Raw genomic sequence first — 21,999 nt, 5'->3', positions numbered from 1 at the left:
GGGTTATTATCGGGGAAAGAGTAGTTTTCTGAATCAGATTTTTCTTTTCCATTGGCGTAAGCTGTAATGGTCTCATACATCTCTATTGGATAGGTGTTGTTGTAATCATATGAATCCAGGTAATAGGCTCCGGGCACAATATCATTTGAGGCTTTGTACCAGACGTCTTCTCCAGCTTGCATCTTTTCGTTGATATCCTCTGAATATAATTCTTCGGAGCTAAGCACGGTTCCATTAAGCGTTAGCTTCCAGCATTCTGCATATCCCATATGTCCCCAATAGCTGAGAATTCCGTTTTCACCAGGAACTGCATAGAATCCAGTGTGTCCCATTGAAAGATCATCTATGAATTTCGCTTCTCCATTAATATAGGAATATAGCTTTCCGTGATATGCAGCTTCGCAGTCGCCATATCTTATCAGAAGTTCAGGCACATTATCTTTGTCTATATCGTATAGCCAGTAACAGTCGATGCATTCTGCAAGTTCATCATATGAGGCTTCTTCTGTAAGGAATACTTTCTTTTCACAATCGGCCTCGATGATTTCTTTGTAAGCTTGTTTGTATCCTGCTTCAGAAGAAGGCTCCTCAGTACTTGCGTCGGTGGCTACTTCAGAACTTGTTTTTTGTTCTTCTGCAGTATTGTCTAATGTTGAATCTGTTTTTGTCTCTTCAGTGGATACAGACGCTACTGCTTCTGAATCAGTATTCTGATCTGTGGTGATGGCGTTGCCGGAGCATGCGCTCAAAGTAAGTGCAATAGCAATTGCCAAGAACAGTGCTTTATTTTTCATGTAATGACTCCGTTTGATCTTTAAATGTATTTGTTCTACTTTGATATCTTACTACATTTTTGGTACGGCGGAAGGACACAATCTTTTCATAACGTTTTAAGGCTCATTTAAGGGGCGAATTGTACTATGAGTACATCAAGAAGAACAAAACTTCTTGAACCCCACACAACACTTTTTCATAGAAACTTTCATAACACACAAAAAGGCTGATTCAAATAGTTGTCAGCCTTTCCTCCCTACAACAACCCTGATGCATTATGGGGAATAACCATAGATAGACTCTGACGACTCATATAGCGCCAGAGTCCTTTTTTCTATATAATTGAAAGAGTGATTATTTGGGAAAAAGAGGCATTTATGGAGACTTCCAGAAAGACAATAAATGTAGTTGCTGCGTTGATCAGAGACGGTAAAAGAGTCTTTGCCACGGCCAGAGGATATGGGAATTATAAAGGCTGGTGGGAATTCCCTGGAGGCAAGATCGAAGCAGGAGAGAGTCCTGAAGACGCTCTGGCAAGGGAAATCAGGGAAGAACTTGATTCCAAGATCAGCGTGGATGAGTATATCTACACTATTGAATATGATTATCCGGAGTTTCATCTGTCTATGCGCTGTTACTGGTGCAGCCTGATATCAGGAGATTTGGTGCTGAAAGAAGCTGAGGATGCCAAGTGGCTTGATGCAGAGACCATTGATTCGGTAAAATGGCTTCCTGCAGATATAACTTTAATAGATGAGATTAAGAAAAAGATGAGATAAGGAAAAGTGACATAATGATAGATTCATCAAAATTAAAATATAAAGCGTTTAAAGATCCAAGATCTGAGACAGTAGAAGGCTTTACAGAGGGATTTTCCGGGAAGCTGCTACTTGCAACAGCACCAGATGGAAAGAAGTATATAGTTAAACATGAGGAAATGACAGATGCGGGCAATGAATTTGTTGCCTGTTTTATTGGGAAAAGGATGGGAGTACCTGTCCCAGAGGCGCATATTCTTTTGCCGGATAGGAGGCTCAACAGTCCCTTTGCGGTGGCTATTGAATATCTCGATTGCCTGGAGTTGGTGGGGGCATATGAGAAGCTTTCCGAGCAGGAAAAGAAAGATGTTTGTTCCCAATATGCTTTATCTATACTTGTTGATAATACTGATGTTGTGCAGCTGTTCAGGCGAAAGGGCCGCATTGTGCAGGTGGATTTTGCAGATGCTTTAGCAATGTCGAGCATGATGCTGACTGTCGCATATGGGACCGGCAATATAGGGATGGCCAAGCAGTATATAAAGAATTATAGTAACTATTTTGCTGAAACTCTAGGATATATGGATTTTGAGTTCCCTGATCTGGCAAGAAGTCTTGGCATGGAGGCTGGAGCAGAGGAAAAGCTAATGCTTGAGACGGCCAGAAGAGTGCTTGATATTACTGAGGACGACATCAAAGGTGTCGGTAAGGAACTGGCAATAATTTACCCTGATGAGATGGTGGAGCATTACACTAATGCAATCAGGGTGATTCAGGAAAAGGTTGCGGATGCTTGATTGCGAATTATTGCCGAAGTATAATAAATATGTGATTGTTGCAAGGCATAATAAGTTTAAATTGAAGACAATGTATCTGTTTATTTATCGGTATTTATGCAAGTGGATACCGGTAAATACTTGGAAGCAAAGAATTTAATTTATTCTCATTAGGTCTGGCAGTTTTTGGCTTACAAAAACATATTGTCAGGCTATTATTATGCCTTCTTCTAGAAAAGGAGGTATCTATATGGATAGAGAAGATCTATCAAAAATCCAAAAAGTAATCGGCTATGATTTCAAAAACTGGGATCTACTGCAACAGGCGTTCATTCGAAGGTCGTATTCAAAAGAAAACGGTGGAGAGAATAATGAGGTGCTGGAGTTTATTGGTGACAAAGCGCTTGAACTTGTTGCAGTTAAGATTCTAACTGAAGAATTTGGATCCTTTGCGTCTGAGTGGGATGACTATAACTCCAATGAGGATTGCAATGAATTTGTCTCAGAATACCAGGAAAACAAGCTTTCAGAGATTAAGAAACGATTAGTTGAAAAAGACACACTTGCAAATTGCATCGACAATCTGGGATTAGCAGAGTATCTGATTATGGGTAAGGGAGATTGGAAGAATAATGTTCAAGACTCGCTTTCAGTAAAGGAAGACCTTTTTGAGGCAATTCTTGGGGCAATAGCTGTAGATTCAGACTTTGATATTAAAAAGCTTCAAGATTCAGTCGAGCTTATGCTTAATCCAAAGGCATTGATTTATGAAGATGAGGTGAATTATATTCAGGAAGTGCAGGACTGGGCGCTGAAGAGAACAGGTAAATTGCCAGAAAGAGAATTCTCGCATAGTCCAGGTTTTTACACCATGAATCCTTTTTTTTTGAATACGCATACACCAACTGGGAGTACAAACTATATGTGTACTGTAAAGATTGAAGGGGTAGGTACAGCAGTCGGTTATGGAGTCTCAAAGGTGATGGCACATGAGGATGCTGCTAAAGGTATATATGACTACTTAGAAGAGAAGGGAATGCTTCATTCTATCCAGGATGAGATTGACGAACCGTCTGTAGATATGGCAATCAATCAGTTGGAAATACTTGCAAGACGAGGATATTTTGAAATTCCGACTTATGAAGCGGAAGATTTTTATGATTCAGACGGAAATCCAGTCTGGATTGTAAGATGCACAATACCAGATCTTGGCTATCGCTGTGAGGCAGAAGCTACATCTAAGAAACAAGCCAAAAAAGAAGCAGCCTATAAGATGCTTATGTATGTTCTTGAAAACTATGAGGAGGATTGATAACTATGTCAAAATGGGCATTTAATTACGAATCAGGTGAATATGAAGATATAGATAGAGATGGCTATAGCTGGACGCGTGGTGAATATACCTACAACTGGGACGATAGTGAATATCGTCGCGAGGAAGAGGAAAGCAGGCGTGAGGAAGAACGCCGCAGGGATGACCTCTGGGGCGACAAGTCAGATGATTGGTTTTGATATCTGAATAGGACTATTTCTTGTGCTTATTAGATAAGAGCAGACCTGCAAGCAATGTAACTGGTACAGCAAGAACTGATATCAGCGCAGTTGCTCCTGTAGTAATGCTCTTATTATCTTTGTTGTTTTCCGATGAACTCATGGTAATAACCTTTCTTTAAGTCCTGAAAAAACTATTTCATAGTATAATTATGAGGTACAAAAGAACAAAACGCAAAGGGCTAGATAATGCTATATCTGAGCTCTACTATCATAGTATGTGGAGGAATATCATGAATTTTAAAGTGTTAAGAGGAAATATAGCAGATGCCAAAGTTGATGCTGTTGTTCTTCCAGCAAATTCTAAGTTGAAAGAAGGAAGTGGTGCATCGGAGGCTATTTTTGAGGCTGCGGGGAGAAAGCTCCTTACAAAAAAGTGTAAAGAAATAGGATCATGCGAGACTGGCTCTGCTGTACCCACACTTGGCTATAATCTTGATAGCAAGTATATAATCCATGCAGTTGTTCCAAAATGGAAAGATGGTGACCATGATGAATATAATCTCTTAAGTTCTGCATATGTATCTGCTTTAAAATTGGCAGATGTAATGGAGTGTAAAAGCATAGCATTTCCATTACTTGCATCAGGCAATAATGGATTTGACATAGAGTTGGCTTATGAGATTGCCAAAAAGAATATTGAATTGTTTGAAGCAGAGCATCTTGAAGATGTCATCCTAGTTGTTTATGGAAATCGCGTAGCAGATATGGTTAAAAAAGATGGATTTGACATAGGAATGCTGCCTCGTAATATGGAAAAGGACGAGCAGGAGTTTAAGGACCATGAGAGAAGAGCTAGATTGTTCGGTGGTGCCAAAGAGGTGGCTGTTGATTTTATTGATGAACAGTTAGAAAGGGGCATTGAGTACTTTAAGGATCCAGAAAACCGTGAAAAAGCTGTACAAGCAGGAACTAAGATAGTTAAGATGGCTATTTCATTACTTAATAAATAATCACATTTTTACAGGAGAAGTGGAATATGCCTTTTCAGATTATCAGAAATGATATTACAAAAGTAAAAGCAGATGCCATTGTTAATACAGCCAACCCAGAGGTTGCCATTGGTGGTGGCGTTGATTCTGCTATATATAAAGCAGCGGGTGAAGAGGAACTTCTTGCTGAACGAAAGAAAATTGGAAGGCTTGAGCCCGGAGAAGTAGGTATTACCCCTGCATTCAACCTGGATGCAAAGTACATCATTCATGCTAGTGGACCATGGTGGGAAGGCGGAGACAAGGGCGAGTTCGATGCGCTTAGAAGCTGCTATGAGAAATCGCTGAATCTGGCGATGGAGAATGGATGTGAGAGCATTGCTTTTCCGCTTATCGCTACCGGAGTATATGGATTTCCTAAGGATAAGGCCCTTCAGATAGCAACTTCCGTTATACAGCAGTTCCTATTTGAACATGAGATGTCCATTATCCTTGTTGTGTTCGATAGAAAGGCATTTGAACTGTCAGGTAAGATCTACTCTGATGTCCAAGGCTATATTGATGAGAACTATGTAAAACGCAGCTATCATCGAGAATACGGCGACAGGGGAGTAAGAAATGCAAGGCTGCGTGAAAAATATGATCTGGATGAGATAGGCAGTGTCGATGAATGTGAGACCTGCGCTGATACAGGAGCGTTAGAAGAATTCGAAGATGGCGCGCCTGAGATGAAACTGATGGCTATGGCCCCGGCTCCTGAAGGAATGAGTCTTGATGAACTTTTGGATGCTCCATCAGAGAGTTTCCAGGAAAAGCTGTTCCAGCTGATTGATAAGAGTGGACTGGATGACGTATCGGTCTACAAGAAAGCCAACATTACTAAGAAGGTCTTTTCCGATATCAAGACCAAGAAGAACTATAAGCCAAGCAAGAAGACGGCTGTAGCATTTGCTATCGCCCTCGAATTATCTATGGATGAGACAACAGATCTTTTGCAAAGAGCGGGCATTGCCCTATCGCCAAGCAGCAAGTTTGATCTGATTGTCGGATACTACATCAGCCATGGAATATATGACATGATGACCATAAACCTGACGCTTTTCAACAACAAGCAAGAGTGTTTGGGAGTCATAAAATAACGGATTTTAGAGAGAAGTGAAAAGTCACCTGCCAAGTGACCACTTCTCTTTTTCGTTTTTCTATACTTATCTCATAACAAGAGAGCAAACAAAGAGCGCAAGCGGATAGGAGGCAATTATGTACGGAGCGATTCTTGGAGATATGGTAGGAGCACCTTATGAATTTGACAGAGGAAACAAAAGCAAGGAATTTGAGATGTGGAACAGAAGAGTTCGCTTTACGGACGACACTGTTATGACTATAGCTGTTGCGGATGCAATCCTGACAGCCGGTAAAGATTCCGGAGAAAAAGAGATTAAAGAGGCCCTGGTTGAAAAGATGCAGGCCTGGGGAAGAAAGTATCCCAATTCCGGATACGGTGGAAGATTTGTTCACTGGCTTGGAAGCAGGAATCCAAAACCTTACGGAAGCTATGGTAATGGCTCTGCAATGAGAGTTTCTTCAGTGGGATGGCTTTATGACACTATTGAAAAGACAAGAGAAGTTTCGAGATGGACAGCTGAAGTTACGCATAATCATCCTGAAGGAATCAAGGGAGCGGAGGCTACAGCATCAGCCATATTCATGGCAAGGACTGGAGCTACAAAAGAAGAGATAAAACAGTATGTGATTCAGGAGTTTGGCTATAATCTTAACCGCACCTGCGATGAGATAAGACCAGGATACTTCCATGATGAGTCCTGCCAGAAGACAGTGCCTGAGGCAATTACAGCTTTTCTTGAGGGAAATGACTTTGAGGATGTGATTAGGACTGCGGTTTCCCTAGGTGGTGACTGCGATACGCTGACCTGCATCGCAGGAGGAATGGCTGAGGCGTTCTATGGAATACCGGTAAAGATGATGGTGGAGACCTGCAATCGGCTTGGAGATGACATGATTGATGTTTTACAGGTTTTTGACGCGATTCGAAACGGAGATTCATCTGATAATCCAGATATCGAAGGCAACGACGTTATCTTTTCATCAATAAAGGAGTTCAGGGCTGTAACAACACATGAAAACCTGTCAAAAGTGGTTCAGGCTTTTTGCCAGAGAATCAAGGATGGCGGAAGGTTCATAGTCCCTGCGATAGCACCGCAGGCTTTGACTGAGAAACTTGATTTGGACCATGTTGCTGTAGGCGATGAGTTTACTGCTGAAGAGGATCTGGCTTTCAAGTTCCAGCATATTGAGAATGATGACGGAACCATCTGGGCAGTGGCCTTCACATCAAAGGAAGAATATGAAAAAGGAGCCTGCTCAGACACACTGGTTATGGACATTGAGCAGCTGCTTGAAGGATTTGCAGGAGATACATACGAAGCAGGAATCATGATAAATCCCTGGAGCGAGAACTTATTACTTAGAAAAGATCTGATAAAAGCGATTGTTGAGATGACAAAGGAGGAAAAGTAATTATGGCAAACGAGAGAATGATAAAGGTAACCGGTAAAGGCAATCTGAAAGTTAAGCCTGATGTGACAAGGATCACAATTACACTTGAGGGACAGAATAAGGAATATGACAAGATTCTTGAGCAGTCTTCAAAAGATACTGAAGCTCTTAAGGACATCCTGGAAAAACAGGGATTTGATAGATCTGATGTGAAGACTCTTATGTTCAACGTGGATACAAGATATGAGAGCTATCAGACCAGGGACAAGAGCTGGAGAGAGCGTTTTGTGGGATATGAGTTCAAGCATGTGGTTAAAGTAGAGTTCGACTCAGATAATACAAGACTTGGAAAGATTCTTTTTGCCCTTGCTAATGCCAAGGCAATTCATCCCGATTTCAGGATCAGCTACACGGTAAAGGACAAGGAATCTTCAAAGAACGAGCTTCTTGGCAAGGCCATCGCCGATGCAAAGGCTAAAGCAGCTGTTCTTACAAATGCTGCAGGAGTCACATTAAAAGATATCAAGACTATTGATTATTCTTGGGGTGAGATTGAATTTGAGTACTCACCAATGCGTGGCGATATGCTATGTAAGGCAGCGATGGTTGATGAAAGCTGCGGATCTTTTGATATGGATATTGAGCCAGATGATATTGAGGTTTCAGATTCAGTTACTGTTGTGTGGGAGATTGCGTAATTTAAGAAAAAAGACACATATCAGCATAATGACCAGCAGCTGATATGTGTCAGAATGATATGCTATAGGTTCTCGTCAAATGTTTCAAAATACTGTTCCATTTTGGTTATATTTAAAGTACCTCTAGTGTAATATGTTTTTTCTAAGTAGTTTAAAAACGAGGGATGCGCATCGCTTGAGAAGGATTCCTCGATTCCATCGTGAGTGGTTGAGAAGAACCAATCATTCGCATCAATAAGTTTCAGAAGTGCTGTACGAACTATATTAAGCCAATCACATATTAGAATCTCATATTTTTTTTCTGTGGAAGCTTTTACAAGAGACTCGTCAAAAGATAAAAATGGGCTCATTAGAGTGGCAATTTTGTCTGTATTGTTTTTTATATCTGAAAGTTTATCAAGTGTGATATTTGCTACATCAAAGGGTTCAGATTGTGTTGATCGAGGAATAATATCGTCTATTACAGACTCAAATATCTCAAGATTCTGTTTGCTTGGAGCGGATAATTCTTCGAACTGTGTCTCCATTTGTTTGATGTTATCTTTTGTGACATTAACATGCAATAGAGCAGCAGTTTCATCATATGGTATAGCAAAAAGGACAATTAGGGCAGTCTCGAACAATACAAAGGAGGTTATCTTATCAACTGGTGAAAAATTCTCAATGCTCTCTATGAAGCTGATGTAATCAAGTTCCTCGTCTATATTAGATTCAAATATGGAAAAACCGTTTTCGGCTTCACTATTAAAAGCTCTAAAGAATTTAATCAATGCTTTAAAGAACTTAACGATACCAAAATTAGAGTAAGATTTAGAGAAGACTTTGCTATATGTCTTTGCTGTCTTCGCATCTTCGCAATTACTAAAATCTTCCTTTACCAACTCCCACTGTTCCAGAATGTAGTTTTGCTCTCGTTGACTCCAAATATTCATGTCATTGCGAATAACAGAAATAGCAACGGAAAGGATTGGTTTGACCAATTCTATTGCAAAGTCTTCAACTGAGGATGTGTCATACAGCTCGTGCCTAAGAGAATCTGTGAGATAACTGTCAATGTATCTTCGTATCACAATGTATTGGTAAAAGGGAAGAGCCTTTGTTCCACGTTCTATAAGACTGAGTGTTTGTATGGATATACCGGTATTTTTGGATATGTCGCCAAGGGTTAATCCGGTAAGTGTTCTGATGGTTTTCAGGTTTTCTTGAAACCAGTGCTCATTATTTTGCCTTTTCTCGTTTAGTGCCTTCTGATTATTGCGTCTCATGGAGATCTCCGTTTCTTTTTTATAGATATATTATACAGGAAAGGAATATAAAAATAAAGAAAAATAAAATATGATAATAAAATTTATCCAATATATTGAAAAAATATTGCATTAATAGAATTAACGTGCTATAAATATTTAAAGTAACCTAAGAGCATTGTATTAAAAGGAGATGGTAATTATGGCAAAAAGACCTAATGCAGCAAACTTTACTCATGGATTGGCTCAGCTGGGAGGCGGATCATTAAAGGAAGGTGGATCCGGAATGCTAGGTGGAATACAAACAGTATTTAAGGTTGGTGTAAGAATCGGAAATCAGTATGGTCTTGAAGGAAAAGACTTATCAAAGAGCCTTGATGAAGTAGCAACTTTGTTTTTAGAGAAGCATTGATAACGCAAAAAGGGGACATCAATAATATGAATGAAGACAAAGAGAAAAAGCCTTTTCGTGAAAGGGCCAAGGATAAAATAAAAAAATATGCACCATGGGTATTTGGAGCATTGGCTTTAGTTGGTGGAATAGGGTGGGCAATATGTTCCGCTGATAATAAAGATGAGACTGTGGAGTGTAGGACTGACGAGTCCGAGACCATTGATTTGATATGTGATCAACAATCCGTGGAACCTGATAGAGAGGTTCAAAGTGAAAAAACAGAAAGAGCAGCACATGATGTCTGTGAGCATGTTAGAAATTTACCTAACGGTTGGAATGCGTCACCAGAAAAGGCTGAAACTGCTGCTGATCATGGGTATGACCTAGGCCCGGGACAAACTTGGGTTGAGTCATATACTACCGGAAATAAAACTGCATGATGAGGTGACAGAAATATGAGTTTGGCTGCCAAGAGACTTTTAACTATGATAATGGCTACAGCAGTTTTTTCGATGATATATTTTTCACCTATGTCCTCTGTTGTATTTATCGTTATTTTGCTCGGAATCCTGGGTGAAACATAAAACGTTTATCTTAGAGATTCACATGTGCATTTTATGTGGGCAATTATAGTTTTCTCATAAAGAAGAAATATATAATTATCAAAGCTTGGAGGAAGAAAAAATGAAGTATACGGCTTTAATTGAAATTGATGATGATAGATGGGCAAAGCGTCCTTACTCGATAACTATATTTGATAAGAGTGGAAAGAGGGTTGACGGAAAAGGATATCTTACATCTAGAGAAGAATGCTACCGTGTTTCGGATAAATATGAGATCCCTCGCGGAGAGATTAAAGAGGAGTTTTACTAATTCTTATCTTGGTAAGATTATTTAGATAGCGATGTAGAGCTGAAAGACACATGCTTGGATGATGAAAAATATATATGAAAGAATTAAAATCTGAGAAAGCGTGAATGTTAACTCAGAGTAAATATCAGCGTTCTGAGCAGTCCTTTTTATGACCCTTCTGAATTGTTAGGATTGTATCATCAGGAAACATAAATCTTTGTGAGTGAAAGGTAGGAAACTGCTATGAAGTATGCTGTACTAGACCTCGAAATGTGCATGGTACCTAAGGGGTTAAGAAAATATGGTTATAAATATCGTCAGGAGACTATTCAGATTGGCGCAGTACTTCTTGATGATAACTATGAAGTCATAGATAAGTTCAATACCTATGTTAAGCCTGAATACGGCCGAGTTGATGACTTTATTGAGAATCTTACAGGAATATCTCAGCATGATGTTGCTAATGCACCTTCTTTTGAGGATGCTTTGAAAGCATTCTTGGATTGGTTGCCGGCTGATGATGCCAGATGTGTATCCTGGAGTGATTCTGATCCTAAGCAGATCATTCATGAGTCTTTTGCAAAGGGCATAGAGGATGACCGTCTGGAGATTATATTCGCAAACTGGATCGATTGTCAGAAAATCTTTGGACAGAAGATGGATAGAAAGAAATCTTATGGTCTTGAAGAAGCTCTTTTTATTTCAAACATTGCTCCTGAAGGCAGAGCGCACAATGGTCTTGTTGACGCGGCTAATACAGCGACTCTTTTCACAAAACTTGAGACAGAACCTGATTACAGACTTAACGAGTGGTACGAGACAGCAAGAAAAGAAGATGTTGATCACCTGAGCTTTTGTATGGGAGATTTGTTTGCTGGGATAGTGCTGGCATGATCAAATGTGAAGGCGAACAGCGATGATAAGAAATAGATATACTGACAGTAAAGTAGAGCGCGCGTAGGTAAATTGCAAACAATGATAGTTTTATAGATAGTACAAGATACAGTATGGAACCATGAACAATAGGTATTAAATAGTGATACAATCAAGATAGTTTTTGTACAAAAAGTAGTTCGTTAGAATCATTAGGGATAAAAGAAAGTTGAATTAGTAATATGGGTGAATATGTAAAAAAGAAGAAAGATATGAACTTTCAATCAGTGGATTCATTACAACAGGTAGTTAATGTTGTTAATGAGGCTGCGGCAGCGTTAAATGATAAGTCCAGAACTATAAAAGAAAGCTCGATACCAGAAGTTTTAGCAGGGGCTTTGGGAGCTGGAATTGGCGGAGTGGGTTCATTTGCTGCCTTATATGGGCTCGGAATGGTGGGATTGTCTGCGGCAGGCATCACATCTGGGCTTGCAGCTGCTGGAGCTGTAGTCGGAGGCGGAATGGTTGCGGGGGTATTTGTCCTTGCTGCGCCAGTAGCCTTATTGGCTGCTGGAGGAGTTGGAGTGGCATCACATTTGAAGAATAAGCAGCTGAGACAGGAAAAAGAGCGACTTTATCAGGAGGCTATAAAGAAACATGATGCTATAATTCGTGCTCTGAAAGAGGAGTCGGATGCTGACAAAGAAAGGCTTGATTATTTGCAAAGCTTGAATATTCTTTTGACACAGGCATTAAAGGAACTTAAGCAGGATTTAGGGATTGCATAAGGGGCTTTTATATGAATGAATTAAAGGATTGCAATGATAAAGATTCAAAGCAAGAAATAAACGATTCTGGTTCAAGTAATAATTCTAAACTGTATCTATTTATTATTGGGGTTCTGAGCAGTACTACTATTGCGTTGACAATTAAGAATCTGTGGACGAATCATCAATTGAAAAAAGAACGAGAGAAAAATGCGTTATATCAGGAAGCGATAAGGAAGCATCAGGCGGAGATTGATGCTCTCAAAAATGATAAAGAACGGGAAGAATACAAAAATCGTCTTTGGGAAGAGTTGATAAGACAATCAGAGGAATAACTTATGGGTAAATTCAAGTATTCTGAAGAAGAACAAAAAATGAATAATGTGCTTAAATATCAAGACGATCAATTGAATGAGCTGATGTTACGAGCAGAAAACCAGCGCAATAGAAGAGACGCAGAGATAGAATTAATGGAAGAGCAATTAAGGTCACTTGGTATTAACCCACAGGACGTTAAAAGGCAGAAGAATTCTGAGAACCATCTAAGACTTATGGTTATCCCATCGTGGGAAAAGCTTTGTGAAGAGGCTGAAGCTGTGGTCGGAAGTAATTGTGAACTTGAGTCTATTTTTAGTGAGGCTGAGTTGGCAAGCAATGAATCAGCTATACGACAGTTAAGAGATGATTTTAACCAAGTGCATAAGTTGGATAAGATTGATATAACAATTAGTGCCATAGCTGGTATTATTGGCGCTGCAGTGGATATTCTGCTTGTAGGTATACCTGAAAAAGGACCCGAAGGACTTGAGGCTGCACCACTATCTGATTTCATTAGAAAGAAGTTCGATGAGGCTTTTCCGGAAGCAGAAATGCAGAAGCTCGCAAACTCTAAAGAAAGCAAGGTTCCATTCGATGCGCAGGACAATAGAAATACATCAGAGTATGTTGAAGGGTTGTCAGCATATTATCATAGGTTGTTATCACTAGGACATGATCCACTTCTTGGATTTGTTGTTGGGGTGTTTGATATAATTACTGGAAGGATGACTACTATAGATAAGACCGGCAAAATCGTATCGCAAGTGATGGAAAACTATGCCGATAGAAAAGAAAGTGATATATTCGCAGCTTTGGCTAAACAGATATATCATTTCAAATCAGATATCACTACGTCTATGGGGTTACCAGCTCCTCTGATGGGGTTATTTAACTTGTTTCAATTTGGAAGCATAGGGGAATATGAGCAAACTGTTGCTGAAATAGTACAGGGAATGTATTTTGAAGGGTATGACTTTATACATTTCTGCTCAATGTCAATCCCTGTTATGATAACAGAGGTGATAGTTAGAATTTCTTATTCTGTAAAAAGAATTAAGGAAGGAAATAAGATAAAAGATTCTATTCCTTTCTCTTTAAATCGAGAGAAGCATCCAAAACTAGCAACAATGTTATTCATTGCTCATTCGGGAGCAACGGCAGTAAATGCAGGAAAAGTATATTTCACAAAGAATCCTATGGCAATAAACTATCCACAGTGGGTTGCTTTTGCCAAGTATTCATATAAGCAACTTAAATGGGCGATAATTGAAAAACCTGCAGCTAGAGAAGCTTATATAAGCGGCAAACTCGCTGAGGATTGGGGAAAAATTGAGGACGAAGTAAATAGTAGTTTCGAGGAGTTCTCAAAGGGGTATTACCTTGTAATGGAATGAATACGACTTAGACTACGCTAATACATTATCGTGCAAACGGGTTGCATTAAGGTAGTGGGTAATAAACAGAAGTAATAAGTAGGCGTCTCTAATAGAGGCGCTTTTTCTCTGCCTATAGGAGCCATGTTGGTTACAACACTATTGAGCATGCGGCCTTAAGCTGGGGCCTATATTGGACAGCTAAAATGTTTTAATTATATCAACGGAAATATACCATTTTCTGCATAGGGGACAGATACTTGGTAAAAGTGTACAAAAAATAGGACAGAACAACCGTTCGATTTTTACTTGTGACATATCATTAAGACTACTATAATTGGATTATAGCAACCGCGGTGCTATAACAGATCAGCTAACGGTTTTCTTTCCCTAATCCGTTAATTGTAACTATCAACAATTTAACTTTATTCGCTTGGGGGTGAAAAGTTTGAAAAGAGCGAATGTATCAACGGAGGAGAAACTCTGGGTGGTATGCCCAGTTTGCGGTAACAAGATCATGAGGGCCAGGAGTGCAGATGCTGACGAGCTTTGCACATGCGGCAAGACAATTACAGTATACGCAACAAAGTGGTTTGTTACTACAATTGTAAATGACGAGAAGAATGACAACGAGTCATTCACAGACAGGATGGACAGATACAAGAAGGCACTTGAGATGCTGACTAATTGATTCAATTTAATATGTATTGCGATATAGGATGGACTAGTGCAGAGCCATAGAGCCAGGAACAGCATCCATTATCAAAAGATTTGCCAAGAGCTTAAAGAGTCATGTAACTAACAACATGTAACATCGAAGGAGTCTGCAAAACGGAAGTATACCGAAAGGTTTTTTAACCTTAGGTCTATTAAAGTTTTGCAGGCTCTTTCTTTTATGCTCTTGGCGCGGATGCTTCCGTTTTAAAGACTTCCGGAACGGAGGAGAAATGGAAGCAATAACAAACACAAGAGAGATCGGAGAAAGAGTAAGGACCTTAAGAGTCCAGAAAGGCATGAGCCAGGAGGAACTGGCAAGGCGCCTTAATCTTGGAAGCAGGAGTATGGTTTCAGAGTATGAATCAGGGAAAAGAACTCTCTCATCAGCAAATGTCATCGACTACGCAACCCTGTTTGATGTATCTGCAGACTGGATCCTGTTTGGGGCAGGGGACAAGGAAAAGAGGGAGTATGCATCGGAAGTAGATGAGATGCTGCAGGCCTTTTATTCAATCAGAAATCCCAGAGCCAGGAAGATTGCCATTGAGCAGGTAAGGGCTCTTTCAGTTTTATGACTTTCATAACTTTTCATAACCTGTCGGTAATCTCGAACAGATGTCGCAGATGCCGACGTTTTAAGGCTTTCTGTGGAGATATCATTAAATTGTCTTAAGACAGATGTACAGAAGGAGGAGCGATGTTATCAGAGAAAAGTTTTGTAAGAGTTTATGCTGAAGCGGAGGATATGGAGAGAATCAACATCATCTTCAAGCATTTTGACAACTTTCAGAGACTGATAGAGATGTTTGAGGAAGACCTCCGTAACACAATAAAGGAAGAGAAACAGTACAACAAAAGAAGTGAGCGCGGTGATCTTGGCGTTAGGGTTCAGACCTCTTTTAACGGAGACCCGACAGGAAATAACGCGGTAAGGAATCTTGAACTGGTTCAGGACATAAGATCAGGAAACATAACAAAGGCTCTCAAGGGTGCTGACGAGGATATGGATCATCAGACTGAGATAGCAACTCTTAAGATGATGAGAAGTGATTACTCAGATATCGTTAAAGCAATTGAGACCCTGAAACCAAGACCCAGGGCAGAGCTCATGGATGCGCTTAATGGAATAAGAAATCTTAGCACGATAGCTGAGGACAGCAAGAGCGATTATGACGCAACGAAGCTAAGGCTCAACCGAAACCGCAACAAGGTAAGGAAAGCAGCTATCTGCTTAATGAATGAAAAGAGAAGAAGATGGGCATAGATGGGAGGATAAAGCAATGCCAAGAAGAATAAGTGCGTTAGAGAATATAGAACAGGCAGTTACATCAGGCCAGAAGAAGTTTGTATCTTATAAGGAAGGAAAGGATCTTTATTCAATGGGTCTTCACTCCTTCGAACAGCTGGCCAAGGATGCCGGAGCAGTTTATCACTTTAAGCGGAGAGTTCTGGTTAATACACAGAAGGTCGATGATTATCTTGAAAATTTTTGTGACACCAGAAACTAACCGTAGGAATACAATGTAATCCGTAGGAGTCCAAATAGCAGTATTTATGCGGATTGGCGGACTTTCAGACGGACAAAAATGGATTGAAACAGAGGAAGATCGCGGATTATAATGAACGTATGAACCGATTATTCCTCTTTTTTATTACTAAGAAGGAGGGTTAAATCATGTACAGAAAAGACTCAAAGGGCTACAGGCTCAACACCGGAGAAACTCAGAGAAAGGACGGAAGATACTGCTATTCCTATACAGATCGTATGGGAAAGAGAAACAGCATCTACAGGAAGACTCTTGTGGAGCTGCGCGAAGCTGAGAAAAAGCTTGCCAGGGATTATGACGATGGTCTTGATCCTGCAAAATCAAAGCACATCGAAGTGAACCACATGGTTGAGAACTATCTCGCTACCAAGCATAATCTGAAGGTGACAACCAAGGGTACCTACATGAATATGTACAAGCATTACATTAAGAATGACTTTGGTAAGCGTAAGATTGTTGATGTTAAGTACTCTGATGTTAAGAAGTATTACTACGGACTCATTGTTGAGAGAGGACTTAAGGCAACCACTGTTGATCACGTTCACACGGTTTTAAGACCTGCTTTTCAGATGGCAGTAAGAGACGGCCTTATCAGGACCAATCCAACAGATGATGTCATGGCTGAGATCAAGCGCAGCAAGTTCTGGGAAAAGCCCGCCAGGAAAGCGCTCACTGTAAATGAGCAGAAGGTATTCATGGATATCTTCAGGAACAGCCCTAATTACAAAGGCTGGCTTCCTTTGATCACGGTTCTTTTAGGGACTGGAGTCCGCATTGGAGAAGCGTGTGCCCTCTGCTGGAGCGATATCGATTTTGAGAACCGCATCATTCACATCAACAAGTCCTTTAGTGACAGACCCGATGAGTTTGGCGAAATCAAGAGACGTATCCAGTCCACCAAGACCACAGCCGGTACAAGGGACATCCCGATGTTCCAGGAAGTCTTTGACGCTTTCCTTATGGAGTATGAGTTCCAGAAGATCCTTGGCTTTAATGAGGAAGAGATCGATGGCTACAGCGGATTTGTTTTTACCACTTCAGCTCAGACCGTAGTTCTTCCGGGAGCAGTTAACAGAGCAATCCACGGGGCTATCGACGAGTACAACGAAGCTGAGACTTTAGCTGCAGAAGCTGAGGGCAGGCTGCCTTTTCTCTTGCCTGAGGAAGTGACCTGCCATATCCTTCGTCACACCTTCTGTACAAGGCTCTGCGAGAATGAATCAAACATCAAGATCATCCAGTCGATAATGGGACACGCTGATATCACTACTACGATGAACATCTATGCTGAGGCTACCAAGGAGAAGAAGCAGGAGGTGATGTCTCACCTGGAGGGCAAGATCATTTTTTGAAAAGTTGTTGCTAGTACAAAGACGGAGTATTATAATCTGATTATAAAACAACACTCACATACATTTTAGAGATGTAATGTTGAGAAATGTGTAGTCAAATATGTCCTGATTGGACGTGACTGCATACATTTGGTCTGATACGTACAGATACCGTACAAGCACGGATTAAATAGTGCTTGCCACGCGAAGGACGACAGTAATCTGGATTAACCTGGACTTCGGTGGTATCTCAAAATTAAGACCAAAAGTTCCAAACGGATGAGTACGGAGCTGTATGGATTATGGTGATAAGGATGAACATTATAATCCCTACACTTAAGTCCGTCTCTCACAAATAAGTCCGTATAAGGTTTATGTTGTTCATGAAAGTTGTGTCAAACAAGGAATTGCACCATTTTTACCGCAAAACCCGATGCCTCGGATGGACTGTTATGGACCAGGATGGAAATTACCACTAAAATCAAGCGGAACTCTATGGACATTTTTGTACCAGATATTTATTGGTGAGAAATGGCCGGTTCATAAATATGAGTAAAACACGACACTCACGTTTTCGTAGAAATGCGAAGATGTGGGTGTTTTTTATTCTTCACTTTCTAATTGCATCTCGCCCATGAAAGGAGGGCGGAATGCTCAAATCAAAATCCCCACCAATAAACTTAGATGAATACCTGGATGGTCAGCATAGACACTTCGTGACTTACTGGGAAGGAGCACGGGAAATAGGAATTGCCTATTGGAGTTTTGTCTCGCTGGCTAAGGAAGCAAATGCGACGATCAGAATGGGCAGATATGTGATTGTTGATATTGATGTTGTAAATGACTACATAGAAGAAACGTATGGTGATAACGAAGGAGATGATGGAGATATGCCTAAGGCTCGAAAAAAGATTGAGAACCTTGAAGGATTAGTCAAAACCGGTGGTAAAAAATATGTTCGTATTGCAGAAGGAGCTGAATTGTATTCTGTGAGCGAAAAAACATTTTCAGCGTGGGCTGATGATGCAAATGCAAAGAGACATGTAAAGGGCGTTGTGCTTGTTAATGTGGAAAAAGTTGAGGCGTTTATAGAATCATTTAATGAAGGGAGGTTTTACTGATGTGTAAAGTAATTGCAGTTGCTAACCAAAAAGGTGGTGTAGGAAAGACAGTGACATGTGTCAATTTAGGAACGGGATTAGCTATGAATGGAAAGAAAGTACTGATGATAGACGCTGATCCGCAGGGCTCTCTTTCAATAAGCTTGGGAATTACTGAGCCAGATCAGCTTGAGTATACCTTAGCAACCGCCATGCTCGGGATAATAAATGAAGATGAGATAGATGTTACAGCTGGAATAATCCATCATGATGAAGGCGTGGATATTCTTCCTGGTAACATAGAACTTTCAAGCCTTGAGGTTTCGCTATCTGGCGTTATAAGTCGAGAAACCATATTACGTGAATATGTAGATAAGGCAAGAGAAATCTATGATTACGTTATTATTGACTGCATGCCTTCACTGGGGATGATGACAATAAATGCTCTTTCATGTGCTGACTCAGTTCTAATCCCAGTACAGGCGGCATATCTTCCTGTAAAAGGATTGCAGCAGCTAATAAAGACAATCGGTAGGGTTAAGAAGCAACTAAATCCATCACTTAATATAGAAGGAATTCTTATAACGATGGTGGACAACAGAACTAATTATGCAAAAGATATAACATCACAGATTCATGATGCGTACTCCGCAAGTGTCAATGTGTTTCCGGTGGAGATTCCACTCTCTGTGAGAGCTGCTGAGATCAGCGCAGAAGGAAGCAGTTTATATGTATATGATCCTAAAGGTAAAGCTGCAAACGCATATAAGGAACTGATTAAGGAGGTTATGAATAATGGCTAACAGGGTTGGGAAAAAGATTAAGCTTGCAAGTATCGATGAGCTTCTGGGGGCTCCTAGCACAGAAGGAACTGTGGATATTGATGTAAGGGCGATTTATCCTTTTGAAAATCATCCCTTTAAGGTTTTGGATGATGACAGGATGGAAGATTTGGTTGAGAGTATCCTGGAAAATGGTGTTATAAACCCAGTACTTGTGAGGCCTGATGACGAAGGAACATATGAAATGATATCAGGACATAGAAGACTACATGCAGCTAAAAGAGCAGGGTTACAGAAAATACCGGCAATAGTAAAAGAGATGACTAACGATGATGCAGTTGTGGCAATGGTTGATTCGAATATGCAGCGAGAGGAGATCCTTCCAAGTGAGCGAGCATATTCTTTAAAAATGAAAATGGATGCCATGAATCATAGAGGGAGCCGAACAGATTTGTCTTTGTCTCCTGAAGAGACAAAGATACACTCAGCAGAAGCTGTTGGGGAAACAGTAGGGCTTAAGCGTGCGCAGGTGCATAGGTACATTAGGCTGACTTTTTTGATTCCAAGGCTATTGGAGCAAGTAGATGAGGGACTCATTTCTATAGGCATGGCCGTTGAATTATCTTACCTCAGTAAAACATACCAGGAATGGATTGCCGATTATATGTTTGAAAAAGGCATGGTAACTATGGAACAGGTAATGGAACTGAGAAATTACCGTGATGACAGCACGCTGACAAAAGATCAGCTTTTTGAGATTATTGCTTCATCTAAAGCAGTCCATGAAAAGAAGAAAACGCGAGTTATTCTCAATGATAAGGAACTAAGCAGATATTTTCCGCCGGAATATACAAATGCCATGATAGCAAAAGTGATAAACAGTCTTTTGGAGCAGTGGAAACGAGAACGTGATAGCAAGGAGAATGCAGAATGATGGAATACTTTTATAGAGAGCAGGCAGAACAATTTGATCATATATGTGTGCCGAAAGCCCTTATATATGATAAGGATTTTTCACATCTTTCTGATAGTGCCAAGATGCTGTATGGCATACTGCTTGAAAAGATGGGGGATGTTAGTAATAACGGCTGGTTTGACGAAATGAACAGGGCCTATCTGGAATATACTCTGACAGATATGGCAGATGACATTGGGTGCTCCCGGCATAAGATTATCAACTGTGTATCTGAGTTAGAAGGCATTGGCTTAATTGTCATAGACAGATCGCAAAAGGGACGAGCAAACCGTATTTATGTTAAGAACTTTGCAAAAAGACAAAGACTTTCTGTGATGAACTAGTGCATAAATTGCACCACTTGAGTCTATAGAGAGCTATTGAAGGGAGAAGAAGAAATGAGCGAAAAGATCATATTTGATTATTTTTATAATCATGAGACTGATATGGTCTGCTTTTACAGAATACCAAAGTTTCTTGTGACAAATGATCGCTTTTCTAAAATGAAAACAGAAGCTAAGATGCTATATGGATTACTGCTGGATAGGATGTCTCTGTCCCGGAAAAATGAATGGTTTGATAAGAAACAGAGAGCATTTATCTATTTTAGCCAGAATGAAGCCATGGAATTATTGAATTGTGGAGAAACCAAGACGAGAATGCTTTTTGGGGATTTAGAGAGGCATGGACTTATCGAGAGAAAAAAGCAGGGTCAGGGTAATCCGGATATTATCTATGTGAAGAATTTTGTGGAAAAAGATAGAGGGCAGACCGATGAAAATCACGGTTCAGGGAAGAAGGTCAGGAATTTTAATAAGGACAATCATTGTCAGACCAACGGGAAATACGGTTCTGAACCAACAAAAAATGATGGTCTAGAAACGCAGATTCCACGGGGTAATTATAATGATATTAATAATACTGAGTTAGTTATAAGTCCTATCGAATCGATGGAAAACGATGAAGATGACGAGTATGATGCGTATGCAGAACTTATCAGAGAAAATTTATCATTGGATCTTATGAAGCAAAGATATCCCATGGATAGTGAGGATATCGATGGAATCTACGATCTTGTTTTGGAAACAGTTCTGTGCAGAAATAAAACAATTGTTATTGCAAGCAATGAATACCCGACAAAACTTGTAAGGCAAAAATTCCTGAAGCTGAATCACATGCATATGGAGTATGTCCTTGGTTGCATGAAAGATAATACGACTAAGATCAGGAATATTAAAAAATATCTTTTAGCAGCACTGTTTAATGCGCCTACGACTATGAGTGGGTATTTTGCAGCTGAAGTAAGCCATGATATGGCAGAATATGCAGTTAAACAAATGGAGGGATAAAATGTTCGTGTTGAAGCTTTTTGTAAAAATATTATTGCTTCCGGTCTTTATTGCAGTTGGCTTTATAAGAACGTGGGTAGATGTTTTATCTAAGATCGGGTGTGTGATTTTGGGATTGTTCTATCTTGTCATGTTGGCAATCATAGTCATGTATGCATGTAAGCACATGTGGGGGTGCGTCGCAATATCAGTTGGCATGTCTTTTGCAGGATTCCTGATCAGTTTTGCAACAGTAGCCGTCGGAACCATGCTTGAAGGAATCGGAGCAAAATTGGGCGATATAATAGCATCATAAAGCTGCAATTATACAGAATGATTATAAAAAACACGACACTTATGCAACAAACGTGCTAGCATATTACTATTGGAGCATTTTTGTAATGACAAGGTGAGT

At 40.1% G+C, this 21,999-nt stretch carries 27 protein-coding genes and 1 pseudogene; 26 read left to right on the top strand and 2 right to left on the bottom strand.

What is annotated here, in order from left to right:
• A pseudogene (locus tag G588_RS0115175) lies at window positions 1-794 on the bottom strand (hypothetical protein); the annotation flags it as partial.
• 357 nt (window positions 795-1,151) lie between these two features.
• On the opposite strand from G588_RS0115175, the gene G588_RS0115170 reads away from it, so the two are divergent.
• The 8 genes from G588_RS0115170 to G588_RS0115130 all read left to right on the top strand — a co-directional run bounded on the left by G588_RS0115170 (window position 1,152) and on the right by G588_RS0115130 (window position 8,003).
• Window positions 1,152-1,553 carry a (deoxy)nucleoside triphosphate pyrophosphohydrolase gene (locus G588_RS0115170; protein WP_022779564.1) on the top strand — a complete coding sequence of 134 codons (402 nt, stop codon included), beginning with the start codon at window positions 1,152-1,154 and terminating at the stop codon, window positions 1,551-1,553.
• A 14-nt stretch (window positions 1,554-1,567) separates the two neighbouring features.
• Complete coding sequence (locus tag G588_RS0115165; protein WP_022779563.1) at window positions 1,568-2,329, top strand: hypothetical protein; 762 nt, start codon at window positions 1,568-1,570, stop codon at window positions 2,327-2,329.
• Between the two features lie 229 nt (window positions 2,330-2,558).
• Window positions 2,559-3,620, top strand: coding sequence for a ribonuclease III domain-containing protein (locus G588_RS21780; RefSeq protein ID WP_022779561.1), 1,062 nt, complete (start codon window positions 2,559-2,561; stop codon window positions 3,618-3,620).
• Window positions 3,621-3,625: 5 nt separating this feature from the next.
• Window positions 3,626-3,820, top strand: coding sequence for a hypothetical protein (locus G588_RS0115150; RefSeq protein WP_022779560.1), 195 nt, complete (start codon window positions 3,626-3,628; stop codon window positions 3,818-3,820).
• A gap of 272 nt (window positions 3,821-4,092) precedes the next feature.
• Window positions 4,093-4,812 carry a macro domain-containing protein gene (locus G588_RS20545; RefSeq protein ID WP_022779559.1) on the top strand — a complete coding sequence of 240 codons (720 nt, stop codon included), beginning with the start codon at window positions 4,093-4,095 and terminating at the stop codon, window positions 4,810-4,812.
• A gap of 26 nt (window positions 4,813-4,838) precedes the next feature.
• The gene (locus tag G588_RS0115140; RefSeq protein WP_022779558.1) at window positions 4,839-5,930 is read left to right on the top strand and encodes a macro domain-containing protein; all 1,092 of its coding nucleotides are present in this window, start codon (window positions 4,839-4,841) and stop codon (window positions 5,928-5,930) included.
• A 118-nt stretch (window positions 5,931-6,048) separates the two neighbouring features.
• Window positions 6,049-7,326 carry an ADP-ribosylglycohydrolase family protein gene (locus G588_RS22175; protein ID WP_026668825.1) on the top strand — a complete coding sequence of 426 codons (1,278 nt, stop codon included), beginning with the start codon at window positions 6,049-6,051 and terminating at the stop codon, window positions 7,324-7,326.
• A 2-nt stretch (window positions 7,327-7,328) separates the two neighbouring features.
• Complete coding sequence (locus G588_RS0115130; protein ID WP_035788684.1) at window positions 7,329-8,003, top strand: SIMPL domain-containing protein; 675 nt, start codon at window positions 7,329-7,331, stop codon at window positions 8,001-8,003.
• 62 nt (window positions 8,004-8,065) lie between these two features.
• On the opposite strand, the gene G588_RS0115125 is transcribed toward G588_RS0115130, so the two are convergent.
• Window positions 8,066-9,268: a helix-turn-helix domain-containing protein gene (locus tag G588_RS0115125; RefSeq protein ID WP_022779557.1), complete on the bottom strand. Its 1,203-nt coding sequence runs from the start codon at window positions 9,266-9,268 to the stop codon at window positions 8,066-8,068.
• Between the two features lie 181 nt (window positions 9,269-9,449).
• Between G588_RS0115125 and G588_RS0115120 the strand changes: the two genes are divergently transcribed.
• The 18 genes from G588_RS0115120 (at window position 9,450) to G588_RS0115025 (ending at window position 21,900) form a co-directional block, all read left to right on the top strand.
• Complete coding sequence (locus tag G588_RS0115120) at window positions 9,450-9,659, top strand: hypothetical protein (RefSeq protein WP_022779556.1); 210 nt, start codon at window positions 9,450-9,452, stop codon at window positions 9,657-9,659.
• A gap of 26 nt (window positions 9,660-9,685) precedes the next feature.
• A complete protein-coding gene (locus G588_RS0115115; protein WP_022779555.1) occupies window positions 9,686-10,081 on the top strand; it encodes a hypothetical protein in 396 nt (131 codons plus the stop codon).
• A 244-nt stretch (window positions 10,082-10,325) separates the two neighbouring features.
• Window positions 10,326-10,514 (top strand): hypothetical protein, encoded by a 189-nt coding sequence (locus tag G588_RS0115105; RefSeq protein ID WP_022779553.1) that lies wholly within the window; start codon window positions 10,326-10,328, stop codon window positions 10,512-10,514.
• A gap of 222 nt (window positions 10,515-10,736) precedes the next feature.
• A complete protein-coding gene (locus G588_RS0115100; RefSeq protein ID WP_022779552.1) occupies window positions 10,737-11,387 on the top strand; it encodes a 3'-5' exonuclease in 651 nt (216 codons plus the stop codon).
• A 221-nt stretch (window positions 11,388-11,608) separates the two neighbouring features.
• On the top strand, window positions 11,609-12,154 hold the full coding sequence (locus G588_RS0115095; RefSeq protein ID WP_022779551.1) for a hypothetical protein: 546 nt from the start codon (window positions 11,609-11,611) through the stop codon (window positions 12,152-12,154).
• An 11-nt stretch (window positions 12,155-12,165) separates the two neighbouring features.
• A complete protein-coding gene (locus G588_RS0115090; RefSeq protein ID WP_022779550.1) occupies window positions 12,166-12,468 on the top strand; it encodes a hypothetical protein in 303 nt (100 codons plus the stop codon).
• Window positions 12,469-12,471: 3 nt separating this feature from the next.
• The gene (locus G588_RS0115085; RefSeq protein ID WP_022779549.1) at window positions 12,472-13,845 is read left to right on the top strand and encodes a hypothetical protein; all 1,374 of its coding nucleotides are present in this window, start codon (window positions 12,472-12,474) and stop codon (window positions 13,843-13,845) included.
• Between the two features lie 427 nt (window positions 13,846-14,272).
• Complete coding sequence (locus G588_RS0115080; protein WP_022779548.1) at window positions 14,273-14,515, top strand: hypothetical protein; 243 nt, start codon at window positions 14,273-14,275, stop codon at window positions 14,513-14,515.
• A 256-nt stretch (window positions 14,516-14,771) separates the two neighbouring features.
• Window positions 14,772-15,116, top strand: a complete 345-nt coding sequence (locus G588_RS21770; RefSeq protein WP_022779547.1) for a helix-turn-helix domain-containing protein — start codon at window positions 14,772-14,774, stop codon at window positions 15,114-15,116.
• A gap of 122 nt (window positions 15,117-15,238) precedes the next feature.
• Window positions 15,239-15,805 (top strand): hypothetical protein, encoded by a 567-nt coding sequence (locus tag G588_RS0115070; RefSeq protein WP_022779546.1) that lies wholly within the window; start codon window positions 15,239-15,241, stop codon window positions 15,803-15,805.
• A 16-nt stretch (window positions 15,806-15,821) separates the two neighbouring features.
• The gene (locus tag G588_RS0115065; RefSeq protein ID WP_022779545.1) at window positions 15,822-16,049 is read left to right on the top strand and encodes a DUF6462 family protein; all 228 of its coding nucleotides are present in this window, start codon (window positions 15,822-15,824) and stop codon (window positions 16,047-16,049) included.
• A gap of 167 nt (window positions 16,050-16,216) precedes the next feature.
• Window positions 16,217-17,440, top strand: coding sequence for a tyrosine-type recombinase/integrase (locus tag G588_RS0115060; protein ID WP_022779544.1), 1,224 nt, complete (start codon window positions 16,217-16,219; stop codon window positions 17,438-17,440).
• Window positions 17,441-18,069: 629 nt separating this feature from the next.
• Complete coding sequence (locus G588_RS23170; protein WP_242830380.1) at window positions 18,070-18,540, top strand: DUF6462 family protein; 471 nt, start codon at window positions 18,070-18,072, stop codon at window positions 18,538-18,540.
• Window positions 18,540-19,322 (top strand): ParA family protein, encoded by a 783-nt coding sequence (locus tag G588_RS0115045; RefSeq protein WP_022779543.1) that lies wholly within the window; start codon window positions 18,540-18,542, stop codon window positions 19,320-19,322. Before G588_RS23170 ends, G588_RS0115045 begins: the two co-directional genes overlap by 1 nt.
• The gene (locus G588_RS0115040; RefSeq protein ID WP_022779542.1) at window positions 19,315-20,235 is read left to right on the top strand and encodes a ParB/RepB/Spo0J family partition protein; all 921 of its coding nucleotides are present in this window, start codon (window positions 19,315-19,317) and stop codon (window positions 20,233-20,235) included. The genes G588_RS0115045 and G588_RS0115040 overlap by 8 nt, the downstream gene beginning before the upstream one ends.
• Window positions 20,232-20,600: a replication initiator protein A gene (locus G588_RS0115035; protein WP_022779541.1), complete on the top strand. Its 369-nt coding sequence runs from the start codon at window positions 20,232-20,234 to the stop codon at window positions 20,598-20,600. The genes G588_RS0115040 and G588_RS0115035 overlap by 4 nt, the downstream gene beginning before the upstream one ends.
• 54 nt (window positions 20,601-20,654) lie before the next feature.
• The gene (locus G588_RS0115030) at window positions 20,655-21,605 is read left to right on the top strand and encodes a DUF6017 domain-containing protein (protein ID WP_022779540.1); all 951 of its coding nucleotides are present in this window, start codon (window positions 20,655-20,657) and stop codon (window positions 21,603-21,605) included.
• A gap of 1 nt (window position 21,606) precedes the next feature.
• Window positions 21,607-21,900 carry a hypothetical protein gene (locus G588_RS0115025; RefSeq protein WP_022779539.1) on the top strand — a complete coding sequence of 98 codons (294 nt, stop codon included), beginning with the start codon at window positions 21,607-21,609 and terminating at the stop codon, window positions 21,898-21,900.
• Window positions 21,901-21,999: the final 99 nt, after the last annotated feature.

The sequence above is a fragment of the Butyrivibrio sp. AE3009 genome (assembly GCF_000420845.1).
In the GTDB taxonomy this organism is placed as follows: domain Bacteria; phylum Bacillota; class Clostridia; order Lachnospirales; family Lachnospiraceae; genus Butyrivibrio.
This window is presented reverse-complemented; position numbering and strand designations above follow the sequence as displayed.

Excerpts from the sequence above, each read along its gene's own strand:
- G588_RS0115090 (WP_022779550.1), top strand. The coding sequence starts at position 12,166 with ATGAATGAATTAAAGGATTGCAATGATAAAGATTCAAAGCAAGAAATA.
- G588_RS21780 (WP_022779561.1), top strand. The coding sequence starts at position 2,559 with ATGGATAGAGAAGATCTATCAAAAATCCAAAAAGTAATCGGCTATGAT.
- G588_RS20545 (WP_022779559.1), top strand. The coding sequence starts at position 4,093 with ATGAATTTTAAAGTGTTAAGAGGAAATATAGCAGATGCCAAAGTTGAT.
- G588_RS0115030 (WP_022779540.1), top strand. The coding sequence starts at position 20,655 with ATGAGCGAAAAGATCATATTTGATTATTTTTATAATCATGAGACTGAT.
- G588_RS0115095 (WP_022779551.1), top strand. The coding sequence starts at position 11,609 with ATGGGTGAATATGTAAAAAAGAAGAAAGATATGAACTTTCAATCAGTG.
- G588_RS0115125 (WP_022779557.1), bottom strand. The coding sequence starts at position 9,268 with ATGAGACGCAATAATCAGAAGGCACTAAACGAGAAAAGGCAAAATAAT.
- G588_RS0115100 (WP_022779552.1), top strand. The coding sequence starts at position 10,737 with ATGAAGTATGCTGTACTAGACCTCGAAATGTGCATGGTACCTAAGGGG.
- G588_RS0115060 (WP_022779544.1), top strand. The coding sequence starts at position 16,217 with ATGTACAGAAAAGACTCAAAGGGCTACAGGCTCAACACCGGAGAAACT.
- G588_RS0115105 (WP_022779553.1), top strand. The coding sequence starts at position 10,326 with ATGAAGTATACGGCTTTAATTGAAATTGATGATGATAGATGGGCAAAG.
- G588_RS0115065 (WP_022779545.1), top strand. The coding sequence starts at position 15,822 with ATGCCAAGAAGAATAAGTGCGTTAGAGAATATAGAACAGGCAGTTACA.
- G588_RS23170 (WP_242830380.1), top strand. The coding sequence starts at position 18,070 with ATGCTCAAATCAAAATCCCCACCAATAAACTTAGATGAATACCTGGAT.
- G588_RS22175 (WP_026668825.1), top strand. The coding sequence starts at position 6,049 with ATGTACGGAGCGATTCTTGGAGATATGGTAGGAGCACCTTATGAATTT.
- G588_RS0115070 (WP_022779546.1), top strand. The coding sequence starts at position 15,239 with ATGTTATCAGAGAAAAGTTTTGTAAGAGTTTATGCTGAAGCGGAGGAT.
- G588_RS0115085 (WP_022779549.1), top strand. The coding sequence starts at position 12,472 with ATGGGTAAATTCAAGTATTCTGAAGAAGAACAAAAAATGAATAATGTG.
- G588_RS0115170 (WP_022779564.1), top strand. The coding sequence starts at position 1,152 with ATGGAGACTTCCAGAAAGACAATAAATGTAGTTGCTGCGTTGATCAGA.
- G588_RS0115045 (WP_022779543.1), top strand. The coding sequence starts at position 18,540 with ATGTGTAAAGTAATTGCAGTTGCTAACCAAAAAGGTGGTGTAGGAAAG.
- G588_RS0115130 (WP_035788684.1), top strand. The coding sequence starts at position 7,329 with ATGGCAAACGAGAGAATGATAAAGGTAACCGGTAAAGGCAATCTGAAA.
- G588_RS0115035 (WP_022779541.1), top strand. The coding sequence starts at position 20,232 with ATGATGGAATACTTTTATAGAGAGCAGGCAGAACAATTTGATCATATA.
- G588_RS0115120 (WP_022779556.1), top strand. The coding sequence starts at position 9,450 with ATGGCAAAAAGACCTAATGCAGCAAACTTTACTCATGGATTGGCTCAG.
- G588_RS0115150 (WP_022779560.1), top strand. The coding sequence starts at position 3,626 with ATGTCAAAATGGGCATTTAATTACGAATCAGGTGAATATGAAGATATA.
- G588_RS0115165 (WP_022779563.1), top strand. The coding sequence starts at position 1,568 with ATGATAGATTCATCAAAATTAAAATATAAAGCGTTTAAAGATCCAAGA.
- G588_RS0115025 (WP_022779539.1), top strand. The coding sequence starts at position 21,607 with ATGTTCGTGTTGAAGCTTTTTGTAAAAATATTATTGCTTCCGGTCTTT.
- G588_RS0115140 (WP_022779558.1), top strand. The coding sequence starts at position 4,839 with ATGCCTTTTCAGATTATCAGAAATGATATTACAAAAGTAAAAGCAGAT.
- G588_RS0115040 (WP_022779542.1), top strand. The coding sequence starts at position 19,315 with ATGGCTAACAGGGTTGGGAAAAAGATTAAGCTTGCAAGTATCGATGAG.
- G588_RS0115115 (WP_022779555.1), top strand. The coding sequence starts at position 9,686 with ATGAATGAAGACAAAGAGAAAAAGCCTTTTCGTGAAAGGGCCAAGGAT.
- G588_RS21770 (WP_022779547.1), top strand. The coding sequence starts at position 14,772 with ATGGAAGCAATAACAAACACAAGAGAGATCGGAGAAAGAGTAAGGACC.